Raw genomic sequence first — 12,069 nt, 5'->3', positions numbered from 1 at the left:
CCTGACTTTTAATGCCCGGCCAGGCTTACGACCACTTCCATATCGTTTCGATCACCATCGATAGTATATCTCACCTTCACCGAACCGGCTTGATTCGAAACATATACATTCAGCCGGTTACCGTCCGGCAGGAGCAATTTTTCCAACGCAATATCCTGACCGAGCAATGCTTTTGGCAGGTTTGGTTTAATGGTGATCGTTTTTGTAAATCTGTTGTAATCAATACCGAATATGTTTTCCGTCATTATCTGAATGTACTGCGCGGCGCTCCATGCGTATCTTTTTACGCCCTGGCCGCTCGCGTCCGAAGTTTTCAGGAATTCGGTGTAGTTTGAGTTGAACATCTGCACCGTTTTTAAGCTCAGCTCCGACGCAAGGTCAAACCTTCCGATATCTTCCAATCCTTCAATCACCACCTGGTTCCGAAGTGTCCAGATATCGCCCGACCAGGCTGGATTTCCATTGTAGTCGCCTACCGTTTCATTATAAAGCGGATCGGTTTTGGCAACGCTGGTGATTGCATTGCCTTCCCAGTTAAAATATTTGTGGTCTGTCAGCATGCGGATCATCGCCGGAATCCTGTCAGCCGGGGCGATTCCGAAGCGGAGCGGATCGAATGTGTAGCAGATCAGCTTATCGTCCTGCTTTTTTTCATTTACCAAATAGGCAAAATATGCGCCCGTAGGCTCATTCCACATGTATTTATTAATACTTTGCTTCAATTCTTCACCCAGCCTTGCATACTTTATAACATCCGATTTTAGTCCCAATTTCTTCGCCAGACCTGCCACAACCTGACAGCTCGCCACTATTTCCACATTCAAATCCACCTGTGCGACGGCTTTTAACCTGTTTTCAAAAGGAGGGAAAGACTCTTCAAATACGCCTGTGATCAGGCCGCTTTCCTTGTCGAGGCGGGCGTCGGAAAACCACCAGTCGAGGTAAAGTTTGAGGCTACTATAAGTTTCGGCGATCAGCTTTTTATCCCTGGAATGTTTAAGAACCTGGTACGCAGCTTCGAATAGTTTGGGCAGCGAGCTGCAGGTAGGAAAATTAGGAACTTTATCGTGCCCATACAGCGGTATCCGACCGTCGGGTTTCTGCACCCCTGCGAAGCCCCGGACCATATTTTCGGAAAATGTCTGGTTCACCCATTTCGTTGCCTGCAAACTGATCGAACCATCCAGCTGCCACCAACATTGCCCATAATGCCCGCCCGGCGCGATAAATGGATATTTGAACCCAAAACCAGCATTCATCACCAGACATTCGTTCAATACATTGAATGCATCCTGAAAGTCTGCCTGTGTAATGCCCGGGAAAGTCAGAACCGGCACTACGTCGCTCCCATTCAGATTTTCACGTTAAGGAACTGAATCTGATTTCGAAAAAGCACTGAAATTTGAAGCGGCAGCTACATTAGCGACGAAAATTGTGAAATATAAAAGAATGAAGAGGCGGTGTTTTGCAAAGAAGTTCATGGACTTTCATTTGATATTCCTTAATGAAGCCGCAGTTGAACAAAAACTAATTGGTTTAATTTCTACTGAAATCAAGAGAATGGTTGATATTCAGCCTGAAACCGTTATTTATTTCAAAAACCGGCCGACCGGAAAGTGGATCATTGTCCGCATGCTGGACAATCTGGTTCAGGTAATTCAGTTCAATTTGCAGTCCGTCGGAAACCTGATAACCCAGGCCAAGTGAAATGCGGTTTTGGTTAAAAACATTTTCACCTACATGCTTTCCGAAACCTATAAATATTTCATCGAACGCATTGATATAGAACTCCTTATCGTCTATTGTCTGACCCTTTAATGCAAAACTTCCGCCGATCTGATAACGGATCCGATTTTGAAATGGCCACTTAGCTACCTTTGAAGGATTTGTCTCGTCAAGCTCTGAAACCCAACGTTGTTCGAGCCGGAAACGGTGCTTCAATGCCAGTTTTCCATAATTCTCCTCCATTGAAATGTCCTGGTGCAACCGATGCTCGGGATAGGATTTTCCCAGATCTGCCTGCGGATAGGTTCCGTAGGGAAACGTTTGAAAGAATGTGTAGCCAGCCCCAATTTTAACTTTTTCTGAAATAATGAAATTAGCGCCGACGCGTGCCAGAGACTGCTGCCAAATCCGAACGAAATCAATGCGCCGCCACTGATACTCCGTATGCAACTCCCACTTTTCGCTCAGTTTATGGTCGCCGTTGTAGACAAACCAGCCAATCGCATTATGATCGATCAAACGTTCGCGCTGCGCATTTGCATTTGAAAAAGACAAAAATAGAAGCACCGTCAAAACAGGTACGGAAAATCGGGAAGAATTCTTTTTGGCCAGCTCCATTTAAGTGATTTTGAAAAGATAACCGACTCAAATATCAAGCCAAATCAGCGCCGCGCTTTTCTAATGGCCAGCGTCGCTTCATTACCCAGATCGAGGATTTCGTAGGCCGGGCTTTTTGAGATAGAATCCAGGAGATTGGTGCCGTTTTTTTCGAAAAGGAGGTAGTCGGTGTCCGTGGTGTCAAATGCAATCGAAAGTCTGGCGTAACGCTGGTAGGCCGTGTGAATGCCCGATTCCATGCTCACTTCCCTGGGCAGATAAACCTTGGAACGCTCCGGGACCTTCGCTTTCAGCGCTTTTGCTACTTCATAATTCCTGTCGAAATCTGGGTGGCCGAGCTTGTAGACCATTAACCCGACCAGCAAAACTGCGACAGCAGGAAACAAAACTTTGGGTAAAATGCTGAATCTGTCCGCCAGCAAAAGTAAAGGCTCAATGCAGCAGGCGCCGAAAAATAAGCCTACAAAAGGCAGCGCGGGCATCAGATAATAGTCACCTTGCTTCACACTGGCAAGCATTGGAAGTATAATTGAAATACCCACCAGAATTGTCAGTATGCGCACTTTCCGGGTTTCTGACGGGGCAGGGATATTGATTTTTGCAAAAAGTTTGAACAGGTAAAGTCCACCAAGAATGAGCAAATGAGGCACGATATTTACCAGCAGCAGCATTAACAGATATAAATGGGCTGTCCAACCGGAGGTAACCCGCTCGCGCTTTTGTAAAAGCGCCGCCATCACCTGTCCCTCGAAGTAATTTTTGAGAAAGTAATTTGCCGGTTGATAAATGAGAAGCGCACCTAAGAGTATGGAAAATGTGACGGAGGTGACAACTAACCCCGACGCAGCTTTCGTGAAAAACGCCTTTCCGTAAACAAACAGGTAGATCGCCGGAAACGCCAGCGGGAAGAGCCCGACCGGACCTTTTGTGAGACAAGCCAGCATGATCATCAAACCCGCGGCCACCCAGTAATGGAGTTTCTTTTGCGGCGATTGCAATGCTTTTAGTTGAAAATAGCAAGACCACAAACAGAACACCGCCATTGTAGTATCCAGCAGATTGTTCGGCACGCTCCACCACACAACCCGTATTCCGTACCACATTAAAACAGGCAGCCAGGCTTGCTTTTGCGCCGCCATGTTATTTTTAAATAACTCCTTCCAAATCAGGCTTATAAGCAGGACGCTGGCAATTAAAACGATCAGATTATAGATATTTTCTACCACCAGACTATCTCCAAAAAGGCGAAAAAGAAGTGATTCCATTCCGAACATAAGTGGCGGATGCTCGCAAAAGAAAGTACAGCGATTATAGGGAAGCCAAAAGGAATCGGCGAAATAAGGCTCCCAAAATGAGCCAAGTCCCATCGCCATATTTCGGGAAATTGCGGCGTAAGCAAGCCCGTCGACGAACAAGACGTGGTCAAAAGAGCGGGGAACGAAGGTGAGGCAGATGAAGCAGATCGCCAGCAGCCAGCCTGCTATTTTTAAGTTGAGTATCGATTTTCTCGAAACAGCCAGTTGCGTGTCGCCCATGCAGGTTCTGTTTGTTAGGATTCCCGAATATCGCTAAGTAACCGCTGACTAACAAAACCGATAAATAAATAATGTTGCACAATCGTAATAAAGCAGTTGAAAAACAAGCAAATGGTATTCACGAACTCATTGGCGGCAGCGACAGATTTTGATCATACCTGTCAGGATCATTGAAATAAGGAATAGAGGAAGTAAGTTTTTGGCTACAAATGGTTTTGGTTTTGAATGCAAATGCATTCTTACCGCCAGCCATGACAAAAAACGGAGAAGAGCAGGACTTACAAAAATGCCTGACATTGATCGAGTCGCAGCTCGGTTGGGGCAGCAGTGCAAACTGGACAAACTATGATTTCGAAAAATTAAGTGACATTTTTCACGAAAAAACGGGCGTAAGGCTTAGTGTCACCACTTTAAAGCGGATTTGGGGCAAGCTGAAATACGACAGCGCCCCTACCCTCACGACGCTCAATGCACTGGCCCGGTTTGCAGGATATGAAGATTGGCGAATGCTCAGGCAGCGGCAGGAAAGGCTTTTTACCCAACCCGACACGAGCGAGCCGGTATTAACTCCCACTCCCGTTTCGTCCAAAAGCAAATCCAGATATTACTGGTTTTTCGCATTGATCCCGCTTGTGCTGGCTGGGTATGCATTATTTTCCATTACAGCCGCTGATCGTGAGCTTGATCCGAAACTATTTTCTTTTAAAGCTGATAAAATAATGACAGAAGGTGTTCCCAATTCTGTCGTGTTCCATTATAATGCAAAAGCGGCCAGAACCGATTCCGTTTTCATCATACAAACGTGGGATATGCGGCGCCGCACGCACGTTTCGAAGGTCAAAAATTACCATTCGGCAATTTATTATTACCCCGGCTATTTCAATACCAAACTGATCGCCGACAACCAGATTGTGAAAACGCACGATTTGTGGATCACTTCGGACGGCTGGTTATGCCTGGCAGAAGACGAGCCGACACCGGTGTATTTTAAGAAAGAAGAATGCATTAAAAATGGCATTGTAGAGGTAAATGAGGACATTTTGAAAAACTATAACCTTTCTCTTCACCCCAAGGCGCCGCGGGTGAGGATGTTTAACCAGCGGGATATGGGGGATTTGATGAGTGACAATTTTGTGTTTGAAACTACTGTAAAAAACGACTTCGCGCTCGGTGCAAACGCCTGTCAGCCTGTGCAGGTATTGATCCAATGCAAAGACGATGTGATCATCATTCCGCTCGCCGCAAAGGCATGTGTGGGAGACCTGGCACTCGCATTTTGCGGAAATTATCTGACAAGCAAAACAGCCGACCTATCCAGATTCGGAGCCGATCTGACGCAATGGACGAAACTCAGGATTGAAACGATCGATAAAAAAGCCAGCATTTTTGTAAACGGAAACAGGGCATATTCACTCCAATTCCCTAATAAGCCGACCGGCATCGTCGGTGTTCAGATCCGTTTCAATGGTACCGGAGCGGTGAAAGATACGTGGTTTGAAAACAATGGAAAAGTAACGCGGTTGTAAGGTATTTGGTGAGCGGTAATCGCTGGCGGAACGATGTGCGTATGTCTTTATAAACGACACATTATCTCATGAAATCGGAAGCCAGGGTTACTTTGATTGTACTTACCATTATCGTATGCGCATTTTTACTTACGCTCTCCGCTTGCTCCCTCAGGCCCATTTCACGCTCGAAACATATTGAATATCAGCCGTCTGACAAATCAGTAATTGCCCAGCACCTCAACATTTTTGCCCCTAAAAAACATAAAAAGGCCAGCGACGTGCTGCTATTCGTACATGGCGGAAACTGGAATTCGGGCAAAAAATCGCAGTACAACATTATCGGGAATCACTGGGCAAAGAAGGGCATCGTTTATGTCGTGATCGATTATCCGCTGGGTTCGGGTGTAGATTATAGCGATATGGCCCACGCGACTGCGAATTCTGTGAAATGGGTGAAGGAAAATATCAGTCAATATGGTGGAGATCCGGAACGTATATTTCTGTCCGGGCATTCTGCGGGTGGGCATTTAGCCGCGCTTGTTTCTATTGACAATCAGTATTTTGAGAATTTAAAAATTGGAAATCCGCTGGCGGGAACGATTCTCATCGATGCCGCCGGATTGGATATGTTCGGCTATTTAACAGAAGAAAAACTAGAAAAAGGGCATACTTACCTGAACACCTTCACGAACGATCCGAAGATCTGGAAGGCCGCGACGCCACTTTATCATTTGCACAAAAAAATGCCGCCGATGCTGATTTACCGCGGCGGAAAAACGTATCCCTCTATCTCAAAAAGTAATGAGAAGTTTATCCAAGCTTTACAGGAATATGCCCCAGAAACGCCCTATCGCATCCAGGAAAAGAAAAAGCACATACCTATGATCACGCAATTTTTTAACCCCTGGAACCGCAGATATTCAGAAATAATGGATTTTATGAAAAGCGTAAAAATCGGCCACTAGACATCCGGCATATATTCCTTTAAAAATCTCAAACGGGCTACTGGATAATTGCTTTCAGCATTCGATTAAAGTTTGTTTTAATTAGGTCTGACTCCCTCAAACGAGGCAAGTGGAGTTTTACCATATTAAAGCAACTTTATGAAATCCGTATTTTTATCACTTCTCTTTCTGCTAACCTATCGATTTCTGGCCGCGCAGGCTCCGGAGCAATTCAACTTTCAGGGAGTGGCACGAAGTGCCGACGGTAATTTGGTCAAAAACGTTGTCGTACGCCTTCGTGTGACCATTCACTCCGAAAGTATCACCGGGCCAGCAGTTTACCAGGAAAACCATCGTCCCCTAACTAACGAAAACGGAATTTTCACGATAGCTATTGGGAAAGGGATTGGCAAAACTGGAATTTTCGAAGAGATACCATGGAAGGCGCAGGAACAATTCATACAGTTGGAAATGGACCCGACCGGCGGAAATGCGTTGGTAGACTTAGGAACGACACAGTTGCTGAGTGTACCTTATGCTTTGCAGGCAAAAGAAGCGTCGCATTGGAACCACGGGCTTCCGGTCGTTCAGAGTATGGTGCTAGAACCAGGATTAGACCCGATTGCACCTGAGCCGAATGATCCAAAGCTTCAAAAATATCTTCTTCCGACAATAGGGGATGGATATAAGCTAATCTGGTACCCGATTAAAGGTGCATTCCGGGTGGGTTATTCCTCCGCTGGGAAATGGGAAGATAATTTAATGGGAAGTAATTCCTTTGCCACTGGCACAGAAACAGAGGCAAGCGGTGCGGTCAGCGCCGCCTTTGGAAGCAATACAAAAGCTCTTGGAAGTTACTCTCTGGCCACAGGATTTAATTCGGAGGCGGCAGGATATTACTTATCCAGTTTCGGAGTAAATACTGCGGCATACGGCGATATGTCCACGGCCTTCGGATATTTTACCAGGACAAAGACGAAGGCTTCCTTTGTTGCCGGATTGTACAATAACTTCTCTGATCAACCTGACCCTGCGATAGACAAGGAAACCGATCGAATTTTTCAAATAGGCAATGGGTCCATTGATGCCAGAAAAAATGCATTGACAATGATAAGAAACGGAAATCTTGGGCTAGGAGAATTTGTACTTGAACCTACCCGCATTCTTGACATTGGCGGCAGGCCGCGTATACGCCACAACGGTGCCACTGCGGGTATTTTTTTAGATAATTCCCAAAGCACTGAACGGGCATTTGTCGGCATGAAAACGGACGACGAAGTCGGGTTCTTTATGGATACCTGGCAATTGTGGGTTAATAATCAAGGGAATGCATATTTGAGAGGGAATGTGAGCCTTACTTCTGACGCCCGCCTGAAACATAATCTGTCTCCGCTTTCGGGAAGTTTAAGAAAAGTAAATAATCTCACCGGTTATCACTACAACTGGATTGACCCTGCCCGCGACCAGTCGATGCAAACTGGTCTTGTTGCGCAGGAAGTCGAAAAGCTCTTCCCGGAGCTGGTCCAAACAGATGATAAGGGTTTTAAATCTGTTAATTATATCGGCCTTATTCCGCACCTGATCGAATCCGTTAAGCAGCTGACAAAAGAGAATGAAGCGCTCAAAACTTCCAATAGCACATTCGAAAGCAGGCTGCAAGCGCTGGAAGCAGCGAATACAGTCAAAACAAGTGGCAACGCAAAATGAACAAATGTTGGTAAAAACACCAACAAAGGCATAAGTTGGTGAAACACCAACAAAAGCGGCAAGGCCGCAAGAAAAAAATCAATTGCCCCGGGCTTCAGCCCGGGGACAAAGTTGGATATGGTTGATCTGGATTTCTTCTGTTTTTAATGTGTAGCTGATTTGCTGATTGTCTTTGTGATTAAAAACCTGTCCTTCGCTCCTAACCTGCTCAATTTTTGAAAAATCGAGCTCCTGAATCAGCCAGCCCTCTTTTTGCGGCAACATAGTTGAAATAATACCTTCTTGCGGCAGGCCTGTATCTGGTGTTGAATAAAAGGCTGCGAAACCGTAGTTAATATCAACTGCAGGCGACCACGCTGCATCCCCAACTGTTTGAGAGACTACGGTATAGACTTGATTTTCCAGCGCCCGCGCCCGGGCACCTATGTGAACGCGGCTTGCACCGCGGATCGTCTCTGTGCAGCTGGGTGCCAAAATGAGTGTTGCCCCGGCTTCACTTAATATTTGAGAGCCTATTGCAAATTCGACGTCGTAGCAGATTTGAATACCAAACTTCCCCCAATCAGCTTCGAAAACTGTCAGTCTTTTGGGCGCACTTTCAATACCCCATTCCTCATTTTCAAAACGGGTCATGAAAAACTTATCCTGATAACCTGCAAATCCATTCTCAGAAAAAACATACGCACGGTTCACATTCAAGCCATTTTCGATAACCGGAATAGTGGGGGCAACGATGGTTATTTTATATTGCTTTGCAAGATCTTCGAATACGGCGCAAAACTCACTTTTAATACCATCCAATGAAAAGACCTGTTTTCTGACATCGTTCCTGATGTCTTCCGAAAATATGCTCACAAGCTCCATCGCACCATATTCGGGAAAAAGCAGCAGCTGTGCACCTTTTGCGACAGCTTCCGTAACCCAGCTTGTGATATGTATTTTCCACGCCGAAAAATCCGCGTGTTCCGTGATCGGATATTGCGCCGAAGCGATCGTTACTTTCATTAATTATTCTCTAAACTCTTCACCCAAAACGTCATTTTCTTGCTGGTTTGCTCACGCTCACCAATATCGAGCCACTCCATATTACTTTGAAGCCCCGGCTCCTTCCTATAACCCCGTTTCAACCAAAATGCATCATTAGGACGATATTCTGCGGGTTTTAAAGGATGATCAGCGTCCCTTTCGACAGCGCAAAAACACGCGATATGAAAGCTTCCGAAACTGCGTGCATGAGCTTCTCTTTCGTCAAAGAACCGGTGACCCAGTCCAAGACCTCTGCATTCTTTTAACAGAATACTTTCTCCGAAATAGAAAACCTTATCTACTTCATAACCAGCATCTTTAAAAGGCTTACGTACTTCTTCCGTTTCGTCTGACAATGGAATGCAGGTTGTGGCGCCTACCATTTGATCACCATCGTACACTGCGAAAAGCAACGATTTCGCAGACTGGGAATATATTTTCAGATATTCCATTTCATAGTCGAGCGAACCTTCATACAGATATGGGAAATCGTGAAAGACCGTAATGCGTAATTTCCCCAGATCTTCAAAAACCGACTCGATCTCAGCGCCCTTTTTCCAGATAAATGTCAGATTTTCCATTACTTTTTCGAAACCAGGTCAATCCAGTGCGGCAGATTGTAGTAGGTTGTCACCCGGGTGATTTTCCCTTCTTTCACTTCCAGAAATGCCGCAGCAGGAAGCACATAAGTCTGCCCGTGCGCCTCCGGGAAGCCTTCTTCGCCTTTTTTATAAATGCCATTCACCACAAATTCGGCCGCTACCCGGGTTTCTGACGGTTCGGTAAAAAAGACCATTTCGGTCAGCGTTTCCTCATAAGCGGTGTCCATATCACCTAAAAATGCGGTAAACTTTTCAATCCCGATCCGTACTTCTCCCTGGTTCGGCTCGTGGCGAATTTCTGGGTCGAGCAGCGCGAGCATTCCTTTCCAGTCTTTATTATTAAACCTATCGTAATACAGTTCAACGGTTTCCAGTGCTGTCATTTTCAAATTCGTTTTGAGGTATATAAATCCATTTATCGCGCTTGTGAAATCCTAATTTATAGCTTCTTCCATGACAGGCAAACTGCTCACCTTCAAAACGTTCCGCCAAAATCAGATCAGGCTGGAATTCGGATTTCTCCAAAGCATTCGAAGGATTCCGCACCATCACATGCTCAAAAATACGGCCTTCCTTTTGCAATGAATACTGAAATGCGTAATCATAACTGGCCTCTGTAAATACAAATCCTATTTTCTGCGGGTTCCTTGCATTGACATATCGGGTAAGTGCCTCCGTTTCCGGAAGGAAATCTCCCCAGATTATTTTCTCCGGTTTAGCAAAAAGGACACTTTCCTGCATCAGGTTTAGGTTTTGAGCGCCTACCTGCATATTTAAATGCAGTGCAGTATTGATCTTGGGAAAAACGGTCTCAAAAAACCATTTCGTTGAAAGAAGCGGATGTGTTGAACTCAGCAATGCAAATGGCAGTGCGGCAAGCCAGAGAAAAATGATCAGAATTCGGGACAAAACGGAGGAAAATACTGATCCGTAAACCAGTCCGATTACCGGGGATATCAATACAAAAAAACCGATGTGCAGCCGCGAACCGTAAATCTGGTAGCCTATAAATGAGCAAAAAGCGAGAAAACTAAGAAAGGCCAGTCCGGTAAACCATTTTGCTTCCTTAGAAAGCCGGGCAAGGAACAGCAGCGGAATACTCAGCAGTACAAGCCACATTCCGAAGAAGTTATGCGCAAAATCCTCATTGAAATTCAGCTTATTCATTTTAAACGGCATTCCGGTCGCAGGTTTGTCAATCGGGACGCCGATGGTTTCGTGCAGACTGAGCAGCTGCGATTCCATAAAATTGTTGTAGGCATTACTTGGGGATACAAATCCGAGATGAAGAAAAATATGCTTTGAAAGTAACGAAGTCAGGTCGGTCGCGCTCCGGATATCTGCCCGGTTACCATTGCTCATAGTGCCCACCGGCGATTCGAATATTTCATAGGTACGCAGCCAGAAAGGGGCATTCAGCAGCAGCACGATAATCACTATACCCCCCATTGAAAAAGCGAGCGCTTTCCAGTAAACCGGCCTGATCAGCAGGAAAATCAATAAATAAAAACCAAATGGCAGCACGTAAAACACAAAAGTACCTTTCGTCATCATGCCCAGCGAGACTGTGAGGGCAATCAGAAAAAAAGCAATGTACTTGCGGTTAACCGTAAAATCGAAAACATACAGAGCGGTGGCTACGATCAGGAACGCGACAATTAAGTCGTTTTGGGTTGTCATCGATTCCAGCACCACGATCGGCAAAGTGGCTGCGAAACATAATGCGATCCGCAAAGCGCGGTCACTGCCCGAAAGCAGCGATACGATGATGGAAATGCATATTAAAATACCCGCCAGACAAAGCCACTGCACCAGCTGGAAATAGCGGTTGCCGCCTGAAAGCAGGTAAGTATGCAGATGCACATATTCAGAAAATGGACTGAATGAGATAGCACGCTCAATATGAGAAGCATAGTGCTCTACATTTCCATTTTGAACCCAATAAACAAGCCTGCTCAAATGATAACTGAACGAGTCCAGGTTATTGGGTGTGGCAACAATGGCGACGATTAACGTACAGGTTAATATCGATGCCAATGCAAAAACGGTAAGGGCACCCAGTTTTTTGTAAAAAGCCTTGGAAGAAACGAGCCAGTCTCCCATGATCGTCCGCAAATTGGTACGCTGCTTTTTTTGAAGGCGGGCTGAAATTCCGATCAGAGTGACACTCAATAGGAGCCAAACCATGTCGATCGCAATAGCATTGATCTGATTGAATGCGCTGAGCAATTCCGTACTGGCGGCTATAAAAAAGAACAAAAATATCCCCGAAGCCAGCAGCGAGCGCCGGAACGACTGGGGCGAGCCTTTGAAAAAAGCCAGATAGCAACAGGCTGAACAAAGCCACATCGCCAGCGGAATCAAAAAAATCATGTGGAAGGTAAAGTACTGTTTGACTAGTATG

At 45.6% G+C, this 12,069-nt stretch carries 10 protein-coding genes; 3 read left to right on the top strand and 7 right to left on the bottom strand.

The features are described 5' to 3' along the window. Window positions 1-8 precede the first annotated feature (8 nt). The 3 genes from KOD92_RS23140 to KOD92_RS23130 all read right to left on the bottom strand — a co-directional run bounded on the left by KOD92_RS23140 (window position 9) and on the right by KOD92_RS23130 (window position 3,878). On the bottom strand, window positions 9-1,337 hold the full coding sequence (locus KOD92_RS23140; protein WP_215235992.1) for an MGH1-like glycoside hydrolase domain-containing protein: 1,329 nt from the start codon (window positions 1,335-1,337) through the stop codon (window positions 9-11). A gap of 199 nt (window positions 1,338-1,536) precedes the next feature. Next, complete coding sequence (locus KOD92_RS23135; RefSeq protein ID WP_215235991.1) at window positions 1,537-2,343, bottom strand: DUF2490 domain-containing protein; 807 nt, start codon at window positions 2,341-2,343, stop codon at window positions 1,537-1,539. A 44-nt stretch (window positions 2,344-2,387) separates the two neighbouring features. After that, a complete protein-coding gene (locus KOD92_RS23130; RefSeq protein WP_215235990.1) occupies window positions 2,388-3,878 on the bottom strand; it encodes an ArnT family glycosyltransferase in 1,491 nt (496 codons plus the stop codon). Between the two features lie 251 nt (window positions 3,879-4,129). Between KOD92_RS23130 and KOD92_RS23125 the strand changes: the two genes are divergently transcribed. The 3 genes from KOD92_RS23125 to KOD92_RS23115 all read left to right on the top strand — a co-directional run bounded on the left by KOD92_RS23125 (window position 4,130) and on the right by KOD92_RS23115 (window position 8,037). Continuing rightward, a complete protein-coding gene (locus tag KOD92_RS23125) occupies window positions 4,130-5,404 on the top strand; it encodes a hypothetical protein (protein WP_215235989.1) in 1,275 nt (424 codons plus the stop codon). Between the two features lie 68 nt (window positions 5,405-5,472). Further along, window positions 5,473-6,351, top strand: coding sequence for an alpha/beta hydrolase (locus KOD92_RS23120; protein WP_215235988.1), 879 nt, complete (start codon window positions 5,473-5,475; stop codon window positions 6,349-6,351). A 138-nt stretch (window positions 6,352-6,489) separates the two neighbouring features. Then, on the top strand, window positions 6,490-8,037 hold the full coding sequence (locus tag KOD92_RS23115) for a tail fiber domain-containing protein (RefSeq protein WP_215235987.1): 1,548 nt from the start codon (window positions 6,490-6,492) through the stop codon (window positions 8,035-8,037). A 78-nt stretch (window positions 8,038-8,115) separates the two neighbouring features. Here KOD92_RS23115 and KOD92_RS23110 read toward each other — a convergent pair whose 3' ends face one another. The 4 genes from KOD92_RS23110 to KOD92_RS23095 are packed head-to-tail and all read right to left on the bottom strand — an operon-like array spanning window position 8,116 to window position 12,038. Beyond that, window positions 8,116-9,042, bottom strand: a complete 927-nt coding sequence (locus KOD92_RS23110) for a carbon-nitrogen hydrolase family protein (RefSeq protein ID WP_215235986.1) — start codon at window positions 9,040-9,042, stop codon at window positions 8,116-8,118. Continuing rightward, the gene (locus KOD92_RS23105; RefSeq protein ID WP_215235985.1) at window positions 9,042-9,644 is read right to left on the bottom strand and encodes a GNAT family N-acetyltransferase; all 603 of its coding nucleotides are present in this window, start codon (window positions 9,642-9,644) and stop codon (window positions 9,042-9,044) included. The genes KOD92_RS23110 and KOD92_RS23105 overlap by 1 nt, the downstream gene beginning before the upstream one ends. Beyond that, entirely contained in the window at window positions 9,644-10,048 is a 405-nt protein-coding gene (locus KOD92_RS23100; protein ID WP_215235984.1) for a nuclear transport factor 2 family protein, read from the bottom strand. The genes KOD92_RS23105 and KOD92_RS23100 overlap by 1 nt, the downstream gene beginning before the upstream one ends. After that, entirely contained in the window at window positions 10,026-12,038 is a 2,013-nt protein-coding gene (locus tag KOD92_RS23095; protein ID WP_215235983.1) for an ArnT family glycosyltransferase, read from the bottom strand. The genes KOD92_RS23100 and KOD92_RS23095 overlap by 23 nt, the downstream gene beginning before the upstream one ends. Between the last annotated feature and the right edge of the window lie 31 nt (window positions 12,039-12,069).

The sequence above is a fragment of the Dyadobacter linearis genome (genome assembly GCF_907165045.1).
GTDB classification, from domain to species: domain Bacteria; phylum Bacteroidota; class Bacteroidia; order Cytophagales; family Spirosomataceae; genus Dyadobacter; species Dyadobacter linearis.
The sequence above is the reverse complement of the archived record's forward strand: the minus strand, read 5'-3'. Positions and strand labels throughout refer to the sequence as shown.

What these genes read in the sequence shown, in the direction of transcription:
- KOD92_RS23135 (WP_215235991.1), bottom strand. Translation starts at nt 2,343, where the DNA reads ATGGAGCTGGCCAAAAAGAATTCTTCCCGATTTTCCGTACCTGTTTTG.
- KOD92_RS23130 (WP_215235990.1), bottom strand. Translation starts at nt 3,878, where the DNA reads ATGGGCGACACGCAACTGGCTGTTTCGAGAAAATCGATACTCAACTTA.
- KOD92_RS23125 (WP_215235989.1), top strand. Translation starts at nt 4,130, where the DNA reads ATGACAAAAAACGGAGAAGAGCAGGACTTACAAAAATGCCTGACATTG.
- KOD92_RS23120 (WP_215235988.1), top strand. Translation starts at nt 5,473, where the DNA reads ATGAAATCGGAAGCCAGGGTTACTTTGATTGTACTTACCATTATCGTA.
- KOD92_RS23115 (WP_215235987.1), top strand. Translation starts at nt 6,490, where the DNA reads ATGAAATCCGTATTTTTATCACTTCTCTTTCTGCTAACCTATCGATTT.
- KOD92_RS23110 (WP_215235986.1), bottom strand. Translation starts at nt 9,042, where the DNA reads ATGAAAGTAACGATCGCTTCGGCGCAATATCCGATCACGGAACACGCG.
- KOD92_RS23105 (WP_215235985.1), bottom strand. Translation starts at nt 9,644, where the DNA reads ATGGAAAATCTGACATTTATCTGGAAAAAGGGCGCTGAGATCGAGTCG.
- KOD92_RS23100 (WP_215235984.1), bottom strand. Translation starts at nt 10,048, where the DNA reads ATGACAGCACTGGAAACCGTTGAACTGTATTACGATAGGTTTAATAAT.
- KOD92_RS23095 (WP_215235983.1), bottom strand. Translation starts at nt 12,038, where the DNA reads ATGATTTTTTTGATTCCGCTGGCGATGTGGCTTTGTTCAGCCTGTTGC.